This is a genomic window from Actinoplanes sp. HUAS TT8, from assembly GCF_051380535.1.
Taxonomy (GTDB): Bacteria; Actinomycetota; Actinomycetes; order Mycobacteriales; family Micromonosporaceae; genus Actinoplanes.
Map to the genome: position 1 here is coordinate 3,506,509 of NZ_CP195646.1, position 22,767 is coordinate 3,529,275.

At 69.8% G+C, this 22,767-nt stretch carries 25 protein-coding genes and 1 riboswitch; of the genes, 13 read left to right on the plus strand and 12 right to left on the minus strand.

What is annotated here, in order from left to right:
* Positions 1–90: 90 nt before the first annotated feature.
* Together ACSHV8_RS15695 and yiaA are read left to right on the plus strand one after the other, a co-directional pair.
* Entirely contained in the window at positions 91–1,005 is a 915-nt protein-coding gene (locus ACSHV8_RS15695; RefSeq protein WP_436533671.1) for a cation diffusion facilitator family transporter, read from the plus strand.
* 16 nt (positions 1,006–1,021) lie between these two features.
* The gene (gene yiaA / locus ACSHV8_RS15700) at positions 1,022–1,441 is read left to right on the plus strand and encodes an inner membrane protein YiaA (RefSeq protein WP_436536776.1); all 420 of its coding nucleotides are present in this window, start codon (positions 1,022–1,024) and stop codon (positions 1,439–1,441) included.
* On the opposite strand, the gene ACSHV8_RS15705 is transcribed toward yiaA, so the two are convergent.
* Both ACSHV8_RS15705 and ACSHV8_RS15710 read right to left on the minus strand, forming a co-directional pair.
* On the minus strand, positions 1,429–1,986 hold the full coding sequence (locus tag ACSHV8_RS15705) for a GNAT family N-acetyltransferase (protein WP_436533672.1): 558 nt from the start codon (positions 1,984–1,986) through the stop codon (positions 1,429–1,431). The two genes, yiaA and ACSHV8_RS15705, sit on opposite strands and share 13 nt — an antisense overlap.
* A gap of 372 nt (positions 1,987–2,358) precedes the next feature.
* On the minus strand, positions 2,359–3,357 hold the full coding sequence (locus tag ACSHV8_RS15710) for a cation diffusion facilitator family transporter (RefSeq protein ID WP_436533674.1): 999 nt from the start codon (positions 3,355–3,357) through the stop codon (positions 2,359–2,361).
* Positions 3,358–3,409: 52 nt separating this feature from the next.
* On the opposite strand from ACSHV8_RS15710, the gene ACSHV8_RS15715 reads away from it, so the two are divergent.
* On the plus strand, positions 3,410–3,742 hold the full coding sequence (locus ACSHV8_RS15715) for an ArsR/SmtB family transcription factor (RefSeq protein WP_436533676.1): 333 nt from the start codon (positions 3,410–3,412) through the stop codon (positions 3,740–3,742).
* Positions 3,743–3,794: 52 nt separating this feature from the next.
* Positions 3,795–4,736: a hypothetical protein gene (locus ACSHV8_RS15720; protein WP_436533678.1), complete on the plus strand. Its 942-nt coding sequence runs from the start codon at positions 3,795–3,797 to the stop codon at positions 4,734–4,736.
* Here ACSHV8_RS15720 and ACSHV8_RS15725 read toward each other — a convergent pair.
* Entirely contained in the window at positions 4,687–5,283 is a 597-nt protein-coding gene (locus tag ACSHV8_RS15725; RefSeq protein WP_436533680.1) for a hypothetical protein, read from the minus strand. The genes ACSHV8_RS15720 and ACSHV8_RS15725 overlap by 50 nt on opposite strands.
* A gap of 120 nt (positions 5,284–5,403) precedes the next feature.
* Complete coding sequence (locus tag ACSHV8_RS15730) at positions 5,404–6,417, minus strand: LacI family DNA-binding transcriptional regulator (protein WP_436533682.1); 1,014 nt, start codon at positions 6,415–6,417, stop codon at positions 5,404–5,406.
* Between the two features lie 142 nt (positions 6,418–6,559).
* Between ACSHV8_RS15730 and ACSHV8_RS15735 the strand changes: the two genes are divergently transcribed.
* The 3 genes from ACSHV8_RS15735 to ACSHV8_RS15745 all read left to right on the plus strand — a co-directional run bounded on the left by ACSHV8_RS15735 (position 6,560) and on the right by ACSHV8_RS15745 (position 10,626).
* A complete protein-coding gene (locus ACSHV8_RS15735; protein WP_436533684.1) occupies positions 6,560–10,066 on the plus strand; it encodes a LamG-like jellyroll fold domain-containing protein in 3,507 nt (1,168 codons plus the stop codon).
* Positions 10,067–10,168: 102 nt separating this feature from the next.
* Positions 10,169–10,363, plus strand: a complete 195-nt coding sequence (locus ACSHV8_RS15740; protein WP_436533686.1) for a hypothetical protein — start codon at positions 10,169–10,171, stop codon at positions 10,361–10,363.
* Positions 10,360–10,626 (plus strand): hypothetical protein, encoded by a 267-nt coding sequence (locus ACSHV8_RS15745; RefSeq protein ID WP_436533688.1) that lies wholly within the window; start codon positions 10,360–10,362, stop codon positions 10,624–10,626. The genes ACSHV8_RS15740 and ACSHV8_RS15745 overlap by 4 nt, the downstream gene beginning before the upstream one ends.
* 12 nt (positions 10,627–10,638) lie before the next feature.
* Here the strand turns inward: ACSHV8_RS15745 and ACSHV8_RS15750 are convergent, their stop codons facing one another.
* From ACSHV8_RS15750 to ACSHV8_RS15765, 4 genes are all read right to left on the minus strand, one after another.
* Positions 10,639–11,052: a chemotaxis protein CheW gene (locus ACSHV8_RS15750; protein ID WP_436533690.1), complete on the minus strand. Its 414-nt coding sequence runs from the start codon at positions 11,050–11,052 to the stop codon at positions 10,639–10,641.
* 191 nt (positions 11,053–11,243) lie between these two features.
* Positions 11,244–12,206, minus strand: a complete 963-nt coding sequence (locus ACSHV8_RS15755) for a hypothetical protein (protein ID WP_436533692.1) — start codon at positions 12,204–12,206, stop codon at positions 11,244–11,246.
* Entirely contained in the window at positions 12,203–12,706 is a 504-nt protein-coding gene (locus tag ACSHV8_RS15760; protein ID WP_436533693.1) for a SigE family RNA polymerase sigma factor, read from the minus strand. The genes ACSHV8_RS15755 and ACSHV8_RS15760 overlap by 4 nt, the downstream gene beginning before the upstream one ends.
* Positions 12,707–12,743: 37 nt before the next feature.
* Positions 12,744–13,748, minus strand: coding sequence for a DUF4037 domain-containing protein (locus ACSHV8_RS15765; protein ID WP_436533695.1), 1,005 nt, complete (start codon positions 13,746–13,748; stop codon positions 12,744–12,746).
* Positions 13,749–13,798: 50 nt separating this feature from the next.
* Between ACSHV8_RS15765 and ACSHV8_RS15770 the strand changes: the two genes are divergently transcribed.
* Together ACSHV8_RS15770 and ACSHV8_RS15775 are read left to right on the plus strand one after the other, a co-directional pair.
* Positions 13,799–14,800, plus strand: a complete 1,002-nt coding sequence (locus tag ACSHV8_RS15770; protein ID WP_436533697.1) for a phosphotransferase — start codon at positions 13,799–13,801, stop codon at positions 14,798–14,800.
* 285 nt (positions 14,801–15,085) lie between these two features.
* The gene (locus ACSHV8_RS15775) at positions 15,086–16,066 is read left to right on the plus strand and encodes a BtrH N-terminal domain-containing protein (protein ID WP_436533699.1); all 981 of its coding nucleotides are present in this window, start codon (positions 15,086–15,088) and stop codon (positions 16,064–16,066) included.
* Between the two features lies 1 nt (position 16,067).
* Here ACSHV8_RS15775 and ACSHV8_RS15780 read toward each other — a convergent pair whose 3' ends face one another.
* Positions 16,068–16,259: a hypothetical protein gene (locus tag ACSHV8_RS15780; RefSeq protein WP_436533701.1), complete on the minus strand. Its 192-nt coding sequence runs from the start codon at positions 16,257–16,259 to the stop codon at positions 16,068–16,070.
* 80 nt (positions 16,260–16,339) lie between these two features.
* Here ACSHV8_RS15780 and ACSHV8_RS15785 point away from each other — a divergent pair, with 80 nt between their 5' ends.
* The 3 genes from ACSHV8_RS15785 (at position 16,340) to ACSHV8_RS15795 (ending at position 19,804) form a co-directional block, all read left to right on the plus strand.
* Positions 16,340–17,842 (plus strand): MFS transporter, encoded by a 1,503-nt coding sequence (locus ACSHV8_RS15785; protein ID WP_436533703.1) that lies wholly within the window; start codon positions 16,340–16,342, stop codon positions 17,840–17,842.
* Between the two features lie 379 nt (positions 17,843–18,221).
* Positions 18,222–18,593 (plus strand): YciI family protein, encoded by a 372-nt coding sequence (locus tag ACSHV8_RS15790; protein WP_436533705.1) that lies wholly within the window; start codon positions 18,222–18,224, stop codon positions 18,591–18,593.
* Complete coding sequence (locus ACSHV8_RS15795; protein ID WP_436533707.1) at positions 18,590–19,804, plus strand: RNA polymerase sigma factor; 1,215 nt, start codon at positions 18,590–18,592, stop codon at positions 19,802–19,804. Before ACSHV8_RS15790 ends, ACSHV8_RS15795 begins: the two co-directional genes overlap by 4 nt.
* A 306-nt stretch (positions 19,805–20,110) precedes the next feature.
* Here ACSHV8_RS15795 and ACSHV8_RS15800 read toward each other — a convergent pair whose 3' ends face one another.
* The 3 genes from ACSHV8_RS15800 to ACSHV8_RS15810 form a co-directional block, all read right to left on the minus strand.
* Entirely contained in the window at positions 20,111–20,572 is a 462-nt protein-coding gene (locus tag ACSHV8_RS15800; protein WP_436533709.1) for a MaoC family dehydratase, read from the minus strand.
* A 79-nt stretch (positions 20,573–20,651) separates the two neighbouring features.
* Complete coding sequence (locus ACSHV8_RS15805) at positions 20,652–21,407, minus strand: CbtA family protein (RefSeq protein ID WP_436533711.1); 756 nt, start codon at positions 21,405–21,407, stop codon at positions 20,652–20,654.
* Positions 21,398–21,601, minus strand: a complete 204-nt coding sequence (locus ACSHV8_RS15810; RefSeq protein ID WP_436533713.1) for a CbtB domain-containing protein — start codon at positions 21,599–21,601, stop codon at positions 21,398–21,400. Before ACSHV8_RS15810 ends, ACSHV8_RS15805 begins: the two co-directional genes overlap by 10 nt.
* A 57-nt stretch (positions 21,602–21,658) precedes the next feature.
* Positions 21,659–21,733: riboswitch (cobalamin riboswitch) on the minus strand.
* A gap of 116 nt (positions 21,734–21,849) precedes the next feature.
* Between ACSHV8_RS15810 and ACSHV8_RS15815 the strand changes: the two genes are divergently transcribed.
* Entirely contained in the window at positions 21,850–22,758 is a 909-nt protein-coding gene (locus ACSHV8_RS15815) for a S8 family serine peptidase (protein ID WP_436533714.1), read from the plus strand.
* Positions 22,759–22,767: the final 9 nt, after the last annotated feature.

The following is a 22,767-nucleotide window of genomic DNA, read 5'->3' on the forward strand; positions in this document are numbered from 1 at the left end:
TCGCATCCGGGATGTCCCGTAGTTTCTCCCCCCGAATGTGAAACTTGATCATGGCTGGATAATGGTTGTTCAGACTTCAAGAGAGGAATCATGGCAACCGAAGGCAGTACCAAGGCTGTGGTGACGGCACTGAGCGCGAACCTCGCGATCGGCGTCTCGAAATTCGTCGCCGCGGCCATCACCGGATCCGCCTCCATGCTCGCCGAGGGCGTCCACTCGGTGGCGGACTCGACCAACCAGGTGCTCCTGCTCGTCGGCGGGCGCCGGGCGAAACGGCCGGCGTCGGCGCTGCACCCGTTCGGCTACGCCCGCGAGCGGTACGTCTACGCGTTCATAGTGGCGATCATCCTGTTCAGCCTGGGTGGCCTGTACGCGGTGTACGAGGGCTACCACAAGATCATCGACCCCCATCCGCTGGAGTCGCCGCTGGTCGCGGTCATCGTGCTGCTGATCGCCGCGGTCCTTGAGGGGTACGCGTTGCGGACCGCGGTCGGGGAGGCGAACCGGGTGCGCGGCAAGCGCAGCTGGTTCCGGTTCATCGTGCGCACCCGCAACCCGGAGCTGCCGGTCATCCTCCTGGAGGACAGCGGCGCGCTCCTCGGCCTGCTGTTCGCGCTGCTCGGCGTGGGCCTGACCGTGATCACCGGGAACGGGATCTTCGACGGCATCGCGACGCTGATGATCGGTCTGCTGCTGGTGGCCGTCGCGGTGGTGCTCGCGGTCGAGACCAAGAGCCTGATCATCGGCGAGTCGGCGGTGCCCGAGCAGCTGACCGCGATCGAGACGGCGCTGCTGGCGTCGCCCGGCGTGCAGCGGGTCATCCACCTGCGGACCATGCACCTGGGGCCGGAGGAGTTGCTGCTCGCCGCGAAGATCGCGGTGGGCGAGGACGACGAGGGCCGGGACATCGCCGCGACGATCGACGACGCCGAGGCCCGGGTCCGCGCGGTGGTGCCGACCGCGAAGGTCATTTATCTGGAGCCGGACATCTACCGTCCGTCCTGATAATGTCCGTTAGGTGGTGAATTATCAGCAGCCACCGTCCCAGCCGCGGCCGCTCAGGCCGACGCCCGCCTTCGTGGGCGCATCCTGGGCGGCTCTGGCTGTCGGCATCATCTCGTACGGGGTCGGGCTGTGGAACGCCGACATGACCAAGAGCGAGAAGGGCTTCTACGCCGCGACGCTGCTGCTCGGGCTGTTCGGTGCGATCTCGCTGCAGAAGTCCGTTCGTGATCAGGCCGAGGGCGTGCCCGTCTCCGGGCTCTACCTCGGCCTGGCCTGGGTGATGGTCGCGCTGTCGATCATCATGCTGATCGTCGGGCTGTGGAACAGCGGGATGCAGCTCAACGAGAAAGGCTTCTACGGGCTGGCGTTCGTCCTCGCGCTGTACGCGGCCGTCGCCGTGCAGAAGAACGTGCGGGACTCGCTCTACAAACCCTGACGCAGCACCCAGAACGGGAACGGCTCGGTCGCCTCGGCCGTCACCTCCCAGCCGGCCCGCCGGTACATGCCGACGTTGCCCTCGGTCGCGGTCTCCAGAACGGCCGGGACGTTGTCGGCCCGGGCCCGCTTGAGGCCCTCGGCCATGACGGCGTGACCCAGACGGCGACCCTGGTGATCCGGGTGGGTGCCGAGAACACCCAGATACCAGTACGGCCCGTCGGGCAGGACCGCGTGCACGGCCCGATCGTAGGCGTCGACGCGGGCGCTCACGTCGGCCGGGACGTCCAGAACCAGGTCGACCGGGGGCGTGCCGTCGGACGGCGGCTCCCAGATCGCCACCGCGTCCCCGCCGTCGGCCACCCAGATCGAGCCGCGGCCGACCCGCTTGTCGAAGAGCCGCCCGAAGAACGCCGCCGCGTATCGCGGGTAGGTCGCGTCCTCCGGGAACAACCAGCGCAACACCGGATCCTCGGCAAAGGCAGGAACCAGAGAAGAGACCACTTTTGTACGGTCGGAAGGCCCGGCCACCGAGATCACAGTCACGCCACCCGACTCTATCGGCCCCGTCCCGACCCCGGCGCCCCGCGTCGCCAGGCCCCCGCCCGCCGGTGTCGCCCAACGCCTCCGGCCCCGTCCGCCAGCCCGCCGCCGGGCTTCCTCGCGCTGTCGGCCACCGGGTTGCGGGCGCCGGGGATAAGAGAGGGTGGGACGGGGATCGGTGGTGGTGGGGTGGGTTCAGGGGCCGGTCACGGGTTTTTTGGTTTGACCGTGACCAACCGACCACGTCGCCCTTTTGGGCCTCGCGTTCTGGGCGCGCCAGCGCCCTGCGAGGGTCGGAAGGGTCCCCGCGGGAGCGACGATCCGGACCACGGCGGACATAGGCAATGAAGAATTTGAATTTGATCTTGGGTGGGGTCAGGCGGGCTGGCGCGAGTGGGAGATGCGCAGGTGGTGGGCGGCGCCGGGGTGGGTGTCGGGGTCGACGTGGACGGTCGCCTCGGTGAGGCGGGGGATGTGGTGGGTGAGCTGATGTTCGGCGTCGGCGGCGATCTCGTGGGCGGCCATCAGGGTGAGGGCGGCGTCGACGACGACGGCGGCTTCGGCGTGCAGGTGGTGGCCGACCCAGCGCATGCGCAGGCCGGAGATGTCGCGGACGCCGGGGATGAGGCGGAGTTCGCGTTCGGCGTGGTCGACCAGGGCCGGGTCGACGCGGTCCATCAGGCGGCGGTAGACCTCGCGGGCGGCGTCCTTGAGGACGAACAGGATGGCGGCGGTGATGGCGAGGCCGATGACCGGATCCGACCATCGCCAGCCGAGGGCGGAGCCGGCGGCGGCCAGGACGACGGCGAGGGAGGCGAAGCCGTCGGTGCGGGCGTGCAGGCCGTCGGCGACCAGGGCGGCCGAACCGATGCGGCGGCCGACGGCGATGCGGTAGCGGGCGACGAGCTCGTTGCCGGCGAAACCGATGACGCCGGCGGCGAACACCCACGGGAGGTGGGTCATCGTGCGGGGTTCGAGCAGGCGCTGGACCGCGAAGAACGCCGATGCGGCGGCGGAGGCGGCGATGACCAGGACGACGGCGATGCCGGCAAGGTCCTCGGCGCGGCCGAAACCGTAGGTGTACGCCCTGGTCGCGGCGCGGCGGCCGAGCCAGAAGGCAATCCCCAGGGGTGCGGCGGTGAGCGCGTCGGCGAGGTTGTGCAGGGTGTCGCCGAGCAGCGCGACCGAGCCGGAGAACGCGACGACGGCGGCTTGGGCGAGGGCGGTGAGCGTGAGCGCGACCAGGGAGATCCAGAGGGCGCGCAGGCCGGCCCGGGACGATTCGAGGGCCTGGTCGACCTTGGTGGCGGCGTCGTGCGAGTGCGGGGTGAGGGCGTGGCGGACGCGGTGCAGCCAGCGGTGGTCGTGGCTCATCGGAGGCTTCTTTCCTCTTTCGGGTGGCCGGGCGCGCCCATAATATGTGCTCATGCGCGCACGCGACAACGTTGCAGATGCCAGTGACCTGCAGAAACACACTTCCGGTGACACCATAGAGGTGGCAACGACCATGCTGGGGATGCTGGCCGACCCGACCCGGTTGCGTCTGCTGGCGGCGCTGGTGGCGGGGGAGCGGGACGTCACCGGGCTGACCGAGGTGGCCGGGGCGGCGCGTCCCGCGGTGTCGCAGCATCTGGGTAAGTTGCGGCTCGCCGGGCTGGTCAGGGTGCGCCGGGAGGGGCGGCGCCAGGTGTACGCGGTGGCCGGTCCGCACGTCGCGCGTCTGGTGACCGAGGTGCTGCGGGCCGCGGCCGGGCATTGATCGACTTGTGCCGATCGGCGGAGCATTAGACCAGGCGTGGAACACTCGCGTCATGACGGACGGTGGGCGCGTCGTACGGTGGGGAGCCCGGCACCGCACCAAGGGCATCGCGGCGACCAGTTTTCTGATCGCCGGATTCATCGGGGTCGCGGTGCAGAAGCTCTTCGACACGCATCTGAGCTTCGCCGCGATCGCCGCGGTTCTCGTGTCGCTGCTCGTGGCGGCGCTGTTCACCAGCCTGACCGAGATGGTCGAGGGCCGGCTGCGGGCCGACGAGGCGATCATCGCCACGGTCCGGGAGGAGATCGCCGATCATCGGCGTCTGGCCGGCAGCACCGACGCGCGGATCTCGTCGCTCGGGCACGAGATCGTCGCGCTGGCCGGGAGCGTCGGCATGAAGGTCGACACGATGATGCTGGACGAGCTGAACCGCGCGAAGACCGTCGAGAGTGACCGGACGGTGCAGCTCATGTTGACCACCAAGGAGGAGATCCTCGTCCTCGACCTGCTGCTGGAGGACGGGCGGTGGCCGGACGAGGCGATGGACCAGTCGTATCAGACCAACGCGTTCGACGTCTTCTACGGACTTCTGAGCCAGTCGGATCCGGCGATCTGCTACAAGCGGATCGTCCAGGTCGAGTCGCCCGAGGCCGGGCTGCACCACGCGCTCACACCGAATCTGGTGCGGCACTGCCACGACATCATGGACCTGCAGAGCATCCGCAGCGGCAAGGTGTCGCTGCGGGTGACGCGGCGGCGGTTCCCGTTCAAATTCATCATCATCGACCGTACGGCGTTGGTGATCCAGCTCCAGGAGTACGGCGACACCCCCAGTGATCTGCGGATCTGGGGCGAGGTGCTGGTCAACGACCCGGGCGGTCAGCTGGTCGGGGTGTTCCGCGGGATCTGGGACGAGATCGTGGACGACCCGTCGACCCGCACGGTCACCCGCGCCGACCTGCCACCGTTCGGCGGCGTCCGCGCAGCAGGATGATCGCCGTCAGGCCGGCGCCCAGGACGGCCAGGTAGCCGGCGAACGCGTAGTGCGACAGCGTCCGCCCGCTGATCGTGGCCAGGGTGATCAGCGCGCTGACGGTCAGGCACCCGTAGTTGAACCAGGACTCGCTCTCCGGATCCCGCCACGACTTGCGGTAGGTCGGCACCGAGGCCAGCGCGTCGGCGGCGATCGCCAGGACGACCGCGTACGCGGCGTGGCGGGTCAGCAGCCAGGCGGCGATACCCAGCACCGACAGCGCCCCGCAGAAGACGTCGAAGCCGGTCACGCCCCACGCCGCCTGCCCGCGCAGGATCAGCACGACCACCACGACCAGCGGGCTGACGCCGGTGAACAGGGTGACCAGGGCGGCGAGGCCCAGACCGTCACTGACCTGGGCCGAGAACGCCAGGCCGGGCGCGAGCGCCCACAGCGCCCAGGTGACGATGTGCGGCTGGATCTCGCGGCGGACCAGCCGATACAGGTAGAAGCCGGCGCCGAGACAGTTGAAGGCCAGGGCCAGGAACACGAATCCGGACGGGATCACGGATGCCCTTTCGCCTCGCCGCGGAGCCTGGCGCAGTCAGGCTAGCCGGGGCAGTCCAGGGCGGCATCCGGTTTACCGCGTTTGTCGGGTGCTCAGGTGGGGACCTTCACTGCCGGGTGCTCAGGCCGGCGCGGAGGAGTTGCGCACGACCAGCTGGCACGGGACCGAGTGGACACCGGCCGTGTGGCCGTGTTCGATGGCCTGCAGCAGGAGCTGCCCGGCCCGGCGACCGACCTGGCGCAGGCTCAGGTCGACGCTGGTCAGCGGCGGGCGGCACTCCTCGGCGACCGGGGCCCAGTTGTCGACACCGACCAGCGCCACGTCCTCGGGGACGCGGCGGCCGGCCTCGCGCAGGCCGTCGGCGACACCGCGGGCGATCGTGTCGCTGCCGCAGAAGACGGCGTCGACCTCCGGGTGCTCACGGGCGATCGCGGACGCGGCGAAACGGCCCCAGACCTCGCTCCAGCCGCCGTACCAGGGCTCGCCGACCAGCTCCAGGCCGGCCGCGGCGAGCGCGCGGGACGTGCCGGCGACCCGGGCGATCGCCGAGGCGTGGCCGTGCGGGCCGGTCACGTGGGCGATGCGGCGACGCCCGGTACGCACCAGGTGTTCGATCGCGGTGACCGCGCCGCCCTCCTCGTCGGTGACCACGCTGCAGTCGGCGTCGTCGGCCGAGCGGGCAAAGGCGTAGACGACCGGGACCGGCGACTTGGCCAGCAGCGGCGGGCGGGCCTCGGCGCGGCGGCCGGCCACGATGATCCCGTCGACGCGCCGGCTGAGCAGGCTGCGCACGTAGTGCTGCTCGCGGATCGGGTCGTCGCGGGTGTCGCAGACGAAGGCCAGGGTCTCGGCCCAGCCGAGCGCGTCCTCGGCGCCGTGCAGCACCGGCAGGCTGAACCGGCCGTGATGGTCGGTCATGATCAGGCCGACGGTGAACGTGCGCCCGGTCAGCAGGCTGGTCGCGACCGAGCTCGGGATGAAACCGAGCTGCTCGGCGGCGGCCTGGACGCGGGCGCGGGTCTCCTCGCGCAGCTGTCCGCGATCGTTCAGCGCCTTGGACGCCGTCCCGATGGAGACGCCGGCGAGGCGGGCGACGTCGGCGATCCCGGCGCGCGCTTTGGTTTTCCCTGGCACAACGCCACGCTACCGACGGAAACCCTTTTCCTCAACCCAGCCCATTGACCACTGTGTACCTCGATCGTAACCTGGCGGAAACCGCTGTCCCCCTTCGGCAAAAAGTTTCCGCGTTGATGTCACACCAGTGGAGCTGAGCGCTATGAGACCGTCCCGAATCCTGGCCGCGGCGGCCGTCGCCGGCCTGGTCACGGCCCTGACCGCGGTCCCCGCCGCGGCCGCCGGCGACCTGCCCGCACCGGTGGTCGCCTACGATTTCGACCACGACGACCTGAGCGGCGTCATCACCGACACGTCCGGCCACCGGCTGAACGGGACCCTGGTCAACGGGGATACCGCGGCCCTCGTCGACGGGGCGTTGCAGCTGCCCGGCGGTGCGACCAACTCGGCCGGCGCGTACGTGACCCTGCCCCGCGGGGTCCTCGCCGGGCGCACCGATCTGACCGTTTCCGTTCGCGTCAGATGGAACGGATCGACCGCGCCCTGGCAGTGGATCTACGCGCTGGGCAAGGACAACGGGCGGTACCTGTTCAGCACGCCGTACAACGGGGACGGGCTGCTGCGGACGGCGATCACGACCGGCGGGGGTGGCGCGGAGGCGCAGGTCACCGGGTCGGCGGCACTTCCCGCCGGGGCCTGGAAGTTGCTGACCGTCACGCTGGACACCGCGGCCGACCGGATCGTGACCTACCTGGACGGCGTTGCCGTGTCGTCGGCCGCCACCACGATCAGTGCGACGGACGTGCTCGCGGACGCCACGTTCGCCGGTTACATCGGGAAATCGTTCTACGCCGACCCGCTCTTCGGCGGTGCGGTCGACGACTTCCGCGTGTACGACACCGCCCTCACCGCGGGCCAGGTCGCTTCCCTGTACGGCGCCGAGCTGCCGGCGCTGACCGGTGTGGCCCCGACCTCGTTCGACGTGCGGACGACGATCGGCACCGCCCCGGCGCTTCCGGCAACCGTGCGCGGCACGTTCTCCGACGGGTACGCCCGCGACGTGCCGATCACCTGGGCCGCGGTGGATCCGGCGTCCTACGCCCGGCGGGGCACCTTCACCGTCGCCGGAACCGCGGCCGGCGACGTGACGGTTTCGGCAACGGTGACGGTCATCCGCGAGGGCGAGATGACGATCGACCTGGCCACATCCACCGGCGCGTTCCACGGCGGGGCGTCCGGTTCGCTCTACGGGCTCTACGGCGACGGCGTGCCCACCAACAACCTGATCGAGGGCATGCACCTGCGCACCGTCTCGACCAAGGCGCAGGACGGCCCGCAGCACCCGGGCGCGGACGCCCTCGAAGTGGTCAAGCCCCTGGCCGACAGCACCGGCGGTGACACCTACATCTACATGACCGATATTCATCGCGGTTTCCCGTACCAGTGGCCGGGCAGCACGCCCGCCGAGAAACTGGCGCTGTTCAAGGAGAAGATCGGCAAACAGGTCGACCAGGTGCTCACGCTCGACCCGGAATACCAGAAACATGTCGTGTTCGTGCCGTTCAACGAACCCGAGGGCAACATGTTCGGCACCGGCGAATGGAGCCTGAACGGCATCAGCTGGCTCGACGATCCCACCGATTACTTCACCGCCTGGGACGACGTCTACCACCTGATCAAGGGCAAGATGCCGGCCGCGCGGATCGCCGGGCCGAACACCAGCGTGCTCTACACCCAGATCCAGGGCTTCCTCAAGCACACGCTGGCCGCCGCAACCGTGCCCGACGTGATGACCTGGCACGAACTCAGCCACCCGGAGAAGGTGCGGCAGGACGTCGCGCTCTACCGGGAATGGGAAGCCGCCATTCTCGGGCGCCGACTGCCGATCAACATCAACGAGTACGCGTTCAACTACCACACCTCGGTGCCCGGGCAGATGATCCAGTGGATCTCGGCGATCGAGGAGTCCAAGGTCGACGCCGACATCGCGTACTGGAACATCGACGGGAACATCTCCGGCTCGGCCGTGCAGGCCAATCGCGGGAACGGGCAGTGGTGGCTGTTCAACGCGTACGGGAGCATGACCGGGAACACGGTTCAGGTGACGCCGCCGTACCCGGGCCAGAATTACACCCTGCAGGGCGTCGCCACCCTCGACAAGCAGAAGAAACAGGCGCGGGCCATCATCGGGGGCGCAGCCGGCGCCGGGTACATCCGATTCGACAACGTGCCGGCGTCGGTCTTCGGCACGACGGTGCACGCGACGATCCGGGAGATCGCGTGGACCGGCCAGATCGGCGATTCCGCTCAGCCGCGCCTTCTCACCGAAACCGATCTGCGCGTACGGGACAACGCGGTCGCCGTGGAAATGCCCGGCCTGGTGGACTCCTCGGCCTATGAGATCGTGCTGTCGCCCGGCCCGTCCCGGGCGGTTGCCGGTGCTGTTCCGCAGACCTGGAGCGGTTCGTACGAGGCCGAGGACGCGAAATACACCGGCAGTGGCTACAGCCGGAACGGGCCGGAGGGATCGACGGCCGACGTCTCCAAGTTCTACACGTCCGGCGGCTACGACGTCGGCGGGCTGCGGACCGGCAGCGACGGCGTGCTCGACTTCAGCGTGGACGTTCCGGCCACCGGCACGTACGACCTGAGCGTTTTCGTCAACTCGCTGAACACCTATGACCTGGTCAAGGAACAGGGGCCGACGAATGTGTTCCTGCGGGTCGACGGCACGGCCGAACAGGAGGTGTACCTGCCGCTCGGCTACAAGTGGGTGGTGTGGGATCACGCCGACACGACCGTGCGGCTGACCGCCGGCCACCACACGATCTCGCTGGCCGCGCGCAGCCTGGACGGAACCCGGACGACCAAGGGCGACGCCATTCTCGACCGGATCACCCTCGCGTTGCCGAACCCGGCGGCGGCCACCGCGGTCTATCCGGCGGCCCAGGCCGACCTGAGCGGGGTGCGTTCCGTCTCGGCCGGGCGGGTGACGCTGAAACGCGGCGGGACCGCGACGTTCTGGGTGTACTCGAAAGCCGACGCCGAATCGACTATCGACGCCGGAGCCGGAACGGTGACCGTGAACGGGATCGCGGTGGCCCCGACATCGGCGGTGTCGCTGTCCGGCGGCATCAACAAAGTGGTGGTCAAAGCCGGCCGGGACAGCACGGTCCTGGACCGGTTGACGGTACGGGCCTCGGCTCACCTGCCGTCGACAGTTCTGGAAGCCGAATCGGCGTCGCTGACCGGCACCGCCGCGGTCGTATCGAAGTCGCTGGCCAGTGGCGGGGCGGCGGTCAGCGGAATCGGGAACGGGCCGGCGAACACGGTGACGTTCTCGGTGCCGGCGGCCCGGACCGGAACCTATGCGCTGCGGATCCGGTACGCGAACCCGGAACAGGCCGAGGCGACGCACTACAACCCGGACCCGCTCGCCCGGCATGCCGACATCGTGGTCAACGGGGGCACGGCGAAGCGGGTGCTGTTCCCGCACAGCTTCCACGACAACAACTTCTGGGAGCTGACCGTGCCGGTGACCTTGCGGCGCGGGACGAACAAGGTCACCTTCTCGTCGGCTGAGCTGCCCAACTTCGACGGGGTGACCTATGCGTCGCAGACGTGGCCCGGAGTGCTGCTGCGGTCGGCGTATGCGCCGGTCATCGACAAGGTGACGGTCACGCCGTATGCGAGGCCGTCGGCGCACTGAGGTTCGTGGCGGCCCGGTGCTTCGGTGCCGGGCCGCACGTGCTGTGTGACGCCTAGTCGTGCGACTTGATGTCGTGCGTTCACGGGCTGTACGCTCGTCAACATGTCGCACGACATCCCTCAGGACATCATCCGTTATCGCAACGAGTTCGCGGCGAAATTCTGCGCCGACATGGGGTTGCCACCACCCGAGCCGTGGACCGAGGAGGACGAGGCCCGCTACCAGGCGGAGAAGGTCGATATCAATCGGAAAGTCTCCGAGCTCCGCGCCGCCCGGCTCAAGGGTGAGGCGGCATGATCGAGGAGCCGCCCCGCATCCTCGATGCATCCGCACTGGTGGAACTGTTTCACGGAAATCCCAAGCTGCTGACGATGCTGACCGATGCGGATCTCGGAATTACGGCGGCCACGACGTTTCTCTGGTGGTCATCGAGTAGGGCGGGCTTACCGCCGTACGGCGAAATTGGGGTTGATCTGGGGAATGTCTTCCCCCGGCGCGGGAGGGGCCGGGCGGAAGACATTCCTCGACTCACCGGGTCAGGGCCTGAGTTCAGGCGGTGACGCGGGTGGTGCTCACGCATTCGGCGACGTCCAGGACCAGCAGCAGGCGGCCCTCGGTCTTGTACGCGCCGGTGACCAGGGCCCGGACGGCCCGGTCAGGGTGGCCGGGGGCTCCTCGAACATCTCTGCGTCGAGGTCGGCGACCTGACCGATCCGGTCGACCAGCAGGCTGACCGGCTCGCCGTCGTATCGGACGATCACGTTCATCACCAGGCCGGACATGTCGCGGCGGGGCAAACCGAACTGCACCCGCAGGTCCACCGCGGCGATCACCTGGCCGCGCAGGTTGAACAGTCCGCCGACCGCGTTCGGGGCCAGCGGCACCGGCGTGTACTCGCTGTACGACAGGACCTCCTGCACGGCGTCCACATCCACGCCGAAGAACTGGCCGGCGACCTCGAAGGTGACGAACTGGCGAGTGGACATGTGTGACTCCCTGGGGGTGATGACCGCCGGGGACCTGTAGCGACGGATTCACCAGGACCATCGGACGACGCAGGGCCGGGACAAGGAAATCTGGCGGGATTTGTCGCGGGTCTTCCGCCGCGTCGGATTCGACCCGGGATACGCCGACGTTCGGCTTCCTCCCGGCGAGGAGGAAGCCGAACGTCGGGCCGTCAGGAAATACCGTTCGCGAGTCGGATCGCGTCGTCGCGGGTGAACGGCACCATCTGCTGATCCCAGGTGATGAACACATCCTGCGTGGCCGACCAGGTGATCACCATCTGGTGCAGTTCCTCGTAGTAGACCGCGTGGCGCCCGTTGATGGTCATGTTCTCCAGCGGCGGTTCCAGGCTGACCCCGTCGGAGTCCTCAATCCCGATGCAGACCGGGTTGCCGCCCTGTCGTTGCCGCGACGCGACGTCGGGCGGGGCCAGGCACATCAGGCCGTCGGACTGCTGGGCCAGGGTCAGACCGGGCGGGACGGTCGCGAGCGTGAACGGCGCTTTCCCGGCCGGGACGGTGCCCGTGTCGCGCAGGCCCTCGGCGAAGCGCAGCACGTCCGCCTCGGTGCGCGGGCCCCAGCTCAGGACCGAGATCCACCGCCCGTCGGGCTGCTGCCAGCGGATACCGACATACCGGTCGGCGGGGCCGGAACCATCGTACTGGGAAGATCTGTGCACCTCGGCCGGTCGCCCGTTGACCGTCGTGGAGCCGGTCTGCTCGGCCTCGGTCTCCCAGTCGGCCTGCAGCGGGCCGATCTCGGCCGAGATGATCGCCTCGTCGGCGTTGCGATATTCCAGGTGGACGTTCGGGCCGAACACGGCGACGCTCGCGGTGCCGGCGTTGCCGGGAACCCAGGTCGGGCGCATCGGGAAGGCCGGCTCCGGCCAGGACGGCGGCGCCCAGCGGTCGGTCGGCTGCACGACCGGCGGGTTCGGGGCGCGGTCGTGGCCGAGCAGCGGGATCGTGGCGCTCGCGGCGCCGACGACCAGGGCCGCGGCGACGGCCACCAGGGTGCGGCGGCGGCGCTGATCACGGCGGACGCCGTCGGTGACGCTCGACCACAGGTCGGGTTGCGGCGCGGCGTCGGCGGCCCGGTCCCGCAACGTCGTACGCAGGTCTTCTTCCAGGCTCATCGCTTCGCTCCCGACTTCTCGGACAGTGCTGGATCGATCTCGTCGCGCAGCCGGGCCAGGCCGCGGCCGGCGTGCACGCGTACGGTGCTCGGCGCACAGCGCAGGATGTCGGCGATCTGCCGGTCGTCGAGGTCCTCGTAGTAGCGCAGCACCAGCACCGCACGCTGGGACCGGCTCAGGCCGGACAACCGCGTCCACAGTTCGTCGCGGACGGCCTGCTGATCGGCGAAGTCCCCGCCGATCGGTTTCTCGTCACTGATCGTGGCCGGTCGCTCGGTGTTGGACAGGCGGCGCAGCCAGGAGACGTGGGAACGCACGAGGGCCGTGCGCAGATATCGGTCCGGTTGTTCGGACTCGATTTTCGACCATCTTCGGTACGCCTTGACCAGCACTTCCTGAACGAGATCCTCGCCCAGATGCCGGTCGCCGCAGAGCAGGTAGGCGAAGCGTCGTAACGCGTCCCCCCGTGCTCGCACGTATTCCTCGAATCCGCTGTGCACTCCGTCGTCCCCCCGGTCCTCGAACGTGCCGTCACCCTCAAGGACGCGGTGAGTGGGCCGCGCTGCTTACGGCGATGCAGATTTCCGGTCGCTCCAGCACATCGGTGCTGTCACTGATCTGGTCGATCGAGCCGATCGGTGCCCGCCCGTCGAGCAGCGCCTCGGCGAAACGGCCGGCACCGATCACCGGATAACCGCGGTCGAAGAACGGGCGGCGGTGCGTTTGCAGCGGCGGGCACAGGCCGAGCGCGTTCTGCCGGCGGGCGGCCTCCTCGGAGGCGTCGGCCAGCGCCGCCGATCGGAGATCGGCATTGCCGGCCGACAATGCGCGGGCCAGGTGGTTCGCCGCCGGGTCGCTTTTGATCGCGGTCAGGAGCCATTTCCCGTACGGGGGCCAGCGGCGCTGCTGGAGCAGGAACAACCGTGCGAGATCACGGGCGAGCCGGGCCGCCACGACGCGGGATCCCGTGTCGTCGCCGAGTTCGGCAGTGCGGCCGACGAACGATTCCTCCTGGCCGATCCGGGCCCATTGGCAGCCCAATACGTACGTCCACACGTCGGTCGGATACCAGGCGAAACGCTCGCGGATCCGGGTGAGCTCGCCGTCCGGGTCGTGGAAGACGGCGCCGCCGGTGATCTCGGCCAGCCGCTGCCACGGAATGGCTGGCCAATCCGGGTCGTCGCCGATTCTCGCGCGCAACCACGCATCGAGAGGCGCGATGGTGACGTAGTGGTCGACCGGGCCGTCGGTGTCGGCCATCGAGCGGACCCGGGCGCCCGGCGGGGCGAAGTGCGTGGACCAGCCCAGGAAGCGTTTCGGCAGCTTGTGGCGCAGCTCCTCGCCGAGGTCGCCCGGGTCGTCGAGGAACAGGTCGACACGGGGACCCCAGTCGTGGTCGATGGAGCGTTCCGTGTCGAAGCCGAGGACATCGCTGCCGGGGCCGATACGGGCGGCACTGTGGGGACGGTCGCCGAGTAAAGGGCGTACCGCCTCGAGGTAGAACCGTCGGGCCAGTTCCACGCCAGGCCGGAAATCGGGCATGTGATCGGTCTACCATCCGAACCTATGTGGATCATCGGGATATTCGCGTCGTGAGCGCCGGCCTGCAGGAATTGGCGCACGGAACGGCCAACGAAGTGACCGGTGGAGTCTGGCGGGTGCCGCACGACGGCGGGACGGCCGTGCGGAAACTGGTCATGCGCAGCCGGGACGGGGCGGCGGCCCATCTGGCCGCCAGTGAGGATCCCGGGCATTTCAACTATTGGCGGCGGGAACCGACCGCATACGAGAACGGGTTGGCCTCGACCGCGTTCGCCGCGGGTGGACTGTCCGTTCCGGAACTGTATGAGATCGCGGAACAACCCGACGGGTCGATCGCGATGCTGCTCGCCGATGTGCGCGGAACCCCGCTGTCGTCGTGGCGGCCCGAGGATCTGGGGGACATCGCGTACCGGCTCGGGGTCGCGCAGGCGCGATGGCTCGGTGATCCGCCGGCCGCCGGGTGGCTGGCGCGGGATTTTCTTCGCGATTACACCCTGGCCCAGCCGATACCGCCGGAATTGGATTGGGATCATCCGGTCGTGGCCGCGGCCTGGGAGCCGGAATTGCGGGCCCGGCTGCGCGAGATGTGGACGCACCGGCACGATCTGCTGGCGGCGGCCGACGCCCTGCCACGGACGCTCTGCCATCACGATGTGTGGCCGATGAATGTGGTGCTGTCCGAGTCCGGGCCGGTGCTGCTGGACTGGGCTTTCGTCGGGCCGGGGGCGATCGGGGAGGACGCGGCGAATCTGGCCCTGGACACTTTTCTCGACGGGCTGGTCGATCTGTCGCTGCTGGACGGGGTGCTGTCGGCGGTCACCGAGGGTTATGTGCGGGGGATGGCGGATGACGTGGATCCGCTGGCGGTCCAGCGGGCGATCATGGTGACCGGCGCGGCGAAGTACTTCTGGCTGGCGCCTCGGATGATCGACGCGTTGATGCGGGATGCGCGGGCGGCCGCGTACGACTCGCGGGGGTGGCCGGAGCGGTTCGCCGGGCGAGGGCCGGTCCTCGAAGTGGTGGCGCGGTGGGCCGGCGAGGCTCTCCGGTGATCGGCTTCATCCTATCGTCCTAGGATGGCCTACGGGTAGTGCGGCAAGCCGCACCCATAAACGAAAAGGACGGCTTCGCCGACGAGCCCACCTTCTTGCCGGCTCGGCGAGTCCCGCAAAGACTTCCGGGGACGGGCTTGACTCTGCCCCAAGGGCAGACCTGAGGCTTGTCTCGTTGCCGGCGTCGGGCGGCCACCCGCATCGGGGCGGGTCGGTCCGGCGCCCAGGAAGCCTGGGGGTTCCGTTGTCCGAGATCGCTGCCGTCATGGCGGGCGGTGCCCTGCCATGATCATCGAAGGAGTGGGGTTTCCCGGCGGTCAGCACTGCGAGACGACCGCGGTCGGTGCACTGCTGCGGCACGCGGGGCTGGAGCTGTCCGAGCCGATGCTGTTCGGGCTGGGCGAGGGGCTCGGCTTCGTCTACTGGGATGCCAAGAACATGGACTTTCCGTTCCTGGGCGGCCGGTCCAAACCGATGGAGATCACCCGCAGGCTGGCCGAGCGGCTCGGGCTGGCGCTGTGGGTCGAGGAGACCGGGTCGGCCGGCAAGGCCTGGCGCAACGTCGAGGCCGCGGTCGAGTCGGGGCGACCGGTCGGGCTGCAGCTGGACTGTTTTCACCTGGACTACTTCACGACCAGGACGCATTTCGGCGGGCACGTCGTCGCTCTGTACGGGTTCGACGAGACCTCGGCGTTCCTGGTGGACACCGCTCAGCAGGGCGGCGCGGTCACCACCTCGCTGAAGAGCCTGGAGCTCGCGCGGGGTGAGCGCGGGCCGATGACGGCGCGGAATCTGTCGTTCACCGTGGCGGTTCCGGGCAACCGGCCCGACCTGGGTGCGGCGATCCGGGCCGCGGTGCGGGGGAACGCGGCGACGTTCCTGAACCCGCCGATCGCGAACCTGGGATATCGCGGGATCGGCAAGGCGTCGGCGCGGGTGCGCACGTGGCTGGACCGGTCCGGTGATCCGGCCCGGGATCTGCCGCGGGCGGCGATGCTGATGGAGCGGGGCGGGACCGGCGGCGGGCTGTTCCGGGCCATGTACCGGGACTTTCTCGCCGAGGCGGCCACGATCGTCGACGACGAGAAACTGTCCGCCGCCCATCGGATGTACGGGGAGATCGCGCCGCTGTGGACCGAGGTGGCGGGCTGCTTCGCGGCGGCCGGCGAGTCCGGTGATCCCGTGCCTCTGGATCGTGCCTCCGCGCTGCTGGCCGACCTGGCCGATCGGGAGCGGCGGGTGATGCGGCTGCTGGCGGGGCTGTGACTCAGCGGCGGTCGGTGATGGCAGCTTCCAGGCGCAGGCCGATGCCGGTGACGACCAGCAGGCCGGCGAAGACGTAGCCGCCGGTCCGGGTGCTGGCGGCCAGGGATCCGGCGACGGCGATCACGAGACCGAGGAGCAGGGCCATGGTTCCGAGGATCCGGGCGGTGTCGGTTCGGCGCTCGCGCGTATCCATGACCATCACGGTAGGGGATGAGGGTGGAGCTCTCGCATCGGGGCGTGTCAAGAATCGGTGGCCCGTTCCGACCATCGGGCATGACAAGTGATGCCTTACGCCCGGCCACCACCACCCGGTCGCTGCGGACGTGGCTGGGCCTGGCCGTTCTGATGTTGCCGACGCTCATCGTCGCCATGGACCTGACCGCCCTGCTGCTGGCGCTGCCCAAGCTCAGTGCCGACCTGGGCGCGACGGCGGTCGAGCAGTTGTGGATCAGTGACAGTTACGGTCTGACCGTGGCCGCGCTGGTCATCACCATGGGGACGCTCGGCGACCGGATCGGCCGCCGGAGGCTGCTGCTGATCGGGGCGGGTGCGTTCGCCGGGCTCTCGCTGCTGGCCGCTCTCGCCACGGGTCCGCTCATGCTGATCGGGCTTCGTGCGCTGCTGGGGGTGGCCGGTGCGACCCTGACGCCGTCGACGCTGGCGCTGATCACGAACATGTTCCGGGACGATGATCATCGGCGGGGACGGGCGATCGCGGTGTGGGCCACCTGCCAGTTCACCGGGGGTGCGCTGGGGCCGGTGCTGGCCGGTCTGCTCCTGCAGCACTTCTGGTGGGGGTCGGTTTTCCTGCTGGCCGTTCCGCCGATGCTGTTGTTGCTGGTCGCGGGGCCTTTTCTGCTTCCGGAGTTCCGGGCGCCGCAGCCCGGTCGGCTCGACCTGGCCAGTGTCGGGCTGTCCCTGGTCGCCGTGCTGTTGTTGATCTACGCCCTCAAGCAGGCCGTGTCCGGGGGAGGGGCGGTCGTTCCGGGTGTGGCTTTCGTGCTGGGCACGGTGGTCGGGGTTGCCTTCGTGCGTCGTCAGCGGCGACTGGCCGCGCCGCTGCTCGACCTGGGGTTGCTGCGGAATCGGACGTTTGCCGCGATCCTCGTCGCGCTGGTCGGGGCCGGTATCGCCATGGCCGGGACCGGGCTGCTGGTCACTCAGTATCTGCAGGGGGTGCGGGGGTTTTCGCCGGTCGCATCGGCGGTTCTGTTCGCGCCGATGGGCCTCGGCGTGGCCGTCGGGACGTTGACCGCGCCCGCGGTGGCGCGCCGGGTCGCCCCGATCACCGCTATCGCCGGTGGGTTGGGCGTGTCGGCTCTGGGGAGTTTGCTGGTGCTTACCGAGTCGCTTCCGCTGATTCTTGCCGGGATCACGGTGCTGGCTCTGGGCACGGGTCCGTTGTTCGCGCTCGGGACCGGGTTGATCATGAGTGCGGTTCCGCCGGCGCGGGCCGGGTCGGCGGCGTCCATGTCCGAGACCGGTAACTACTTCGGCGGGTCGCTCGGGTTTGCGCTTCTCGGAGTGCTGGCGGCGTTCGTCTACCGGACCCGGATGGACGGCGCCTCGGATTCGCTGCCGGCTGCCCTTGCGGCGAGTCGTCGCCTTCCCGCAGGTCAGGCCGTTGAGCTGCTTGTCGACGCGCGTCATGCCTTCACGGCGAGTCTGACCGTGACCGCCCTGGTCGCGGCGGTGATCCTGGCCGGGCTGGCGCTGTTGATCCACGCCGCGCGCAGGCCTGTCGCGGTGCCGGAACGCGATGTTGTCCGCGGCTAGCTTCGTTCCCGGTCGCCGCCGGGTCCAGCAGGTCTCGGCTGGTCCTGAGGGCTGTCTTCCGGGCCGGGTTCAGCCGTGGACGCCAGCTGGCCGGGTGCCGATCGGGGTGCGGCCGTTGGAGCTCGGGTTCGTGGGGCGGGGAGGTTGCCGCGCCGACAGGGAAGCGCCGACAGGGAAGCGCCGGCAGGGAAGCGCCGGCAGGGAAGCGCCGAGTGGGCGGTGCCGCATGCGGGCGGGGGCGTCGGGCTGTGGACGGGGGAAGTGGGGTTCGGGTGGGGGCTGTGGATGGCGGCGGAAAAAAGTCGGGTGGGGGTGTCAAGGTGGGGGCGGTGGCTACGACTGAGGGCCGAAAGACACCGAGTTCTGTGGAGGTATGGAGATGAAGTTCCTGATCAGCATGCATATCAACCCGGCGGTTCTGGAGGCGCTCACCGATGAGGAGAAGGCGGCCATCGGTGAGGGGCACGGGCGGTTCATGGACGGGCTGAAGGAGCGGGGGGAGCTGATCACGACGCAGGCGCTGGTTGATCCGTCGCAGGCGGTGGTGGTGGCCGTGCGTAACGGGCAGCCGGTGGTGACCGACGGGCCGTTCGTGGAGTCGAAGGAGTATCTGGGCGGGTTCTACTTCGTCGACGTGGAGAGCAAGGAGCGGGCGATCGAGCTGGCGTTGCAGATTCCGGATGCGGGGATCGAGGGGCTCGGGGTCGAGGTGCGGCAGGTGATGTTCGCGGACGGGGTTCTGGAGGCGTGACCGGGCCGGGCATCGAGGACCTGCTGCGTGAGTTGATGCCGCAGGTCCTCGGCGCGCTGGTGCGCCGGTACGGGCAGTTCGAGGGGTGTGAGGACGCGGTTCAGGAGGCTGGGCTGGCGGCTTCCGTGCAGTGGCCGAGGGACGGGGTTCCGCAGAATCCGCGGGGCTGGCTGATGACGGTGGCGTCGCGGCGGCTGATCGACGAGGTGCGCAGCGAGTCGGCGCGGCGGGAGCGGGAGTCGGCCAACGCGGTCGAGGTTCCGGTGGAGGTTGCGGATAGCGATGACACGCTTCTGCTGCTGTTCCTGTGCTGCCATCCGGCGTTGACGGCGGCTTCGCAGACGGCGTTGACGTTGCGTGCGGTGGGTGGGTTGACGACGGCGGAGATCGCGCGGGCGTTTCTGGTGCCGGAGGCGACAATGGCGGCGCGGATCAGCCGGGCCAAGCAGCGGATCCGGGCGGCCGGTGGGTCGTTCCCGTTGCCGGCCGGGTCGGAGCGGCTGCCGGTGGTCCTGCACGTGCTGTATCTGATCTTCAACGAGGGGTATACGGCGTCGTCGGGGTCGTCGTTGGACCGTCCGGATCTGGCCGGGGAGGCGATCCGGCTGGCGCGGATGGTTCACGCGCGGCTCCCGGAGGACGGTGAGGTGACCGGGCTGCTGGCGTTGATGCTGCTCACGCACGCGCGGCGGGTGGCGCGGACCACGGCCGGTGGGGATCTCGTGCCGTTGGACCGGCAGGATCGTACGCAATGGGATCGGAATTTGATCGAGGAAGGTCTCGAACTGGCGAAAGGGTCGTTGGGGGCGCCGGAGCTGGGGCCGTATCAGTTGCAGGCGGCGATAGCGGCCACGCACGCCGATGCGGTGACGGCGGCCGAGACCGACTGGCGGCAGGTGTACGCGTTGTATCTGATCCTGGAGCGGATCGCGCCGAACCCGATGGTGACGTTGAACCGGGCGGTGGCCCTGGCCGAGTTGGACGGGCCGGAGGCGGGGCTGCTTCTGCTGGCCGGGTTGGACGGTGACGAGCGGATGGCGGGGCACCATCGGTTGCTGTCGGTGCGGGCGCATCTGCTGGAGAAAGCCGGTGACAGCGAGGCGGCGTACGAATGCTATCGGCGGGCGGCGAAGGCTACGGCGAGTCTGGCCGAGCAGCGTTACCTGGATTCGCGGGCCGGTCGCTTGAGTCATCATCCTAGGACGGCTTAGAGACAGTGCGGCAAGCCGCACCCAACATCAGAAAGGACGGCTTCGCCGACGAACGCCAAAGACCTGAGCCCACAGGCCGGCATTTCCCGCTGACGCTTGCGGTGGCGTGGTCATCGGGTTGGATCGGGCGGCGCGGGATCGCCGCAACCGGTGAACTCGGCGGCGGCGTCGAGGTGGGCTGTCGCATGCGACAAGGAAAATGGGGGCGTCCGTGTCGGCCCTGGATGCGGTGCTGGCGCCGGTGGGGGCGCGCACGGCGGTGGCGTTGCGGACGGAATGAGGGTGGGGGCGGTGCTCGGGCCGTACCTAATCGGGGGTTTGTTCGTAGAGGGCCAGGATCTGGTCGGCTACGCAGGCGGGGCGGCGTTCGCCGTCGATCTCGGCGGTGGTGCGCAGGATCAGGCGGGCGCCGCCGGGCAGTCGTCGTGATTCCAGGAGGCGGACCTTGCCGCGCAGGCGGGCGCCGCAGCGGACCGGGGTGTGGAAGCGGACGCGGTCGAAGCCGCCGTTGACGACGAAGGTGACGGTGTCGACCTGGACGATTTCGGTCAGGAAGGTCATGCACAGGGAGAGGGTGAGGGCTCCGTGGGCGATGGTGGTGCCGAACGGGCCGTCCTTGCGGGCGCGTTCGGGGTCGGTGTGGATCCACTGGTGGTCGCCGGTGATGGCGGCGAATCCGTTGATGCGGTCCTGGTCGACGGGCAGCCAGTCGCTGGTGCCCAGCTCGTCGTGGCCGAGGAGTTCGTCGAGGCTGGTGAACCGGGGCATCGCCACACTCTATGGGAGAACGCCGCGCGAATCGGATTCGCGCGGCGTTCGGTGGTGCCTCGGAGCAGCCGATGTTCGGTCAGGCGTCGGCGGTTTCCGCGACGGCCGGTTGGTCGGCGGTGCGTCCGGCGAGGCGGTTGAGCTGGCCGGCGAAGGCGAGCCCGAGGACCGTCCACAGGATGGATTGGGTGCCGAGTGAGGCGATCCGGAATTTCCACAGCAGCACGGCCGGGAAGGTGTCGGGGACCTCGTTGATGGTGGGTAGCAGCAGGTAGGCGATGGTGACCACGATGACGAACCCGAGCAGGCCGGCGGTGGCGCGGCGCCACTCGTGGGTCTGGGTGCGGGCGGCCAGCACGCCGGCCCAGACGGCGACGACGCCGAGGGCGAGCACGGCGAGGTAGCTGACGGTCCGCTGGTTGATCGTGGCCGGGTCGCCGACCGCGGGTGGGTTGGGGGGATATTTGAAGAACGGCACGAGGACGATGCCGAGCAGGGCGGCGCCGGCCAGGCCGATCGCGGCGCGGGTGTCGCTGCCGGTGCGCAGGCGGCGGCGCAGCAGGGTGTACCCGGTGGCGAGGAAGCCGCCCATGGCGATGCCGTAGAGGCCGGTGGCCAGGAACAGGCCGACGTGTTTCTGGGTGTCGCGGCTGACCAGTTCCTCGCCGCCGCCGGCCTCGCCGTGGGCCAGGGCGTTCTGTTCCTCGATGGAGATGGCCGCGTCGATGCGCGGTTCGCCGGCGAAGTAGGCGAAGGTGCCGGCCAGCAGCCCGGCGACGAGGCCGGCGAGCAGGCCGGCGATCAGGAGCCGGCCGAAGCTGACTTTCAGTGGCACGGGACACCCAGCAGGTGGCGGCCGTCGTGCATGAGTTCGTGCATGTACATGCCGCTGCGCGAGAGGGCGCCCTGGTCGAAGGCGACCAGGTAGGCCAGGGCGAGCAGCAGGAGCACGGCGCCGGCTGCGGTGAGCAGCAGGCGGGGTGAGACGGCCGGGATGGTGAGGGGCCGGATGGTGGTGGCCTTGGGCATGGCGGATCAACCTCCTACGGGATGACGCGTCCCGTCGAACAGGCTGCGGACGCGTGAGCGTCCTGACTCACCGTCCCCGCGGGCGGGGGCGGTTCACAGTGGCGCGACCGCACCGGAATCTCACCGGTTTCCCTCACGACGCCGCAGATGGCCCTCACAAACTAACTGTCGCCGTGGCAGGGGCACAACCGGACGATAAGATTCACGTTCGTCGCTGGTCGGGGGTGGGGGCGTCGATGGTGTGGTGGGTGGGGGTTCTCGCGTCGTGTGTGGCGCCGGTGGTGGTGAATCCTTATCCGGTGTCGCCGCTGGCCACCGGGGCCGGGGTGCGGGTGGCGGTGGTCGATTCCGGGGTGGATGCGACGCTGCCGCAGCTCAAGGGCCGGGTGGCCGGTGGGCGTGACCTGCTGGCGGGCCGGCCTGCGTGTGCCGGGCACGGGACGGCGGTGGCGTCGTCGATCGTCGCGGTGGCGCCGGGGGTGACGATCGTCGCGGTCCGGGTGTCCGATGGTGATCCGGGGGATCGGGCCGGGATCGGGCGGGTGGCGGAGGGGATCCGCTGGGCGGCCGGCCACGCTTCAGTGATCAACATCTCGCTGGTGGTCGGGGTGGACGACCCTCGGGTGCGTTCGGCGGTGGCGTTCGCGCTCGCCCGTGGGGTGGTCGTGGTGGCCGCGGTCGGTAACGATGCGGGGCGGCCGGGGATGTATCCGGCCGCCTACCCGGGGGTGATCGGGGTCGGCGCGGTCCTCACCTCGGGGGAGGCGGCGTCGTTCTCCCCGGCGGGCCCGCACACGGATCTGCTGGCTGCCGGGGATGCGGGGACCAGTTTCGCGGCGGCGTTCGTGTCGGGGACGGTGGCGCTGCTGCGGGAGCGGTTTCCTCGGCTGACGCCGGCCCGGGTTGAGGACCGGCTGGTGGCGACTTCCGATCGCACGCGCCGGCTCAACCCGGCCCGGGCCCTGGCCGAGGGGACGTCACGGTCGCTGACGGCCGGGCATCCTTCGGAGACTTTCGCGTACGGCGTGAGCGAGGTCCCGGCCCGGCGGCGGGCCCTGTGGTTCGCCGGTGCCGGGGCGGGGCTGGGCGTGTCCGCGGCGGTGGTCGGGGCGGCGCTGGTGCGGGGGCGCCGCCGGCGGTGGCGTGCGGCAGGTTAGCTTGGCGGT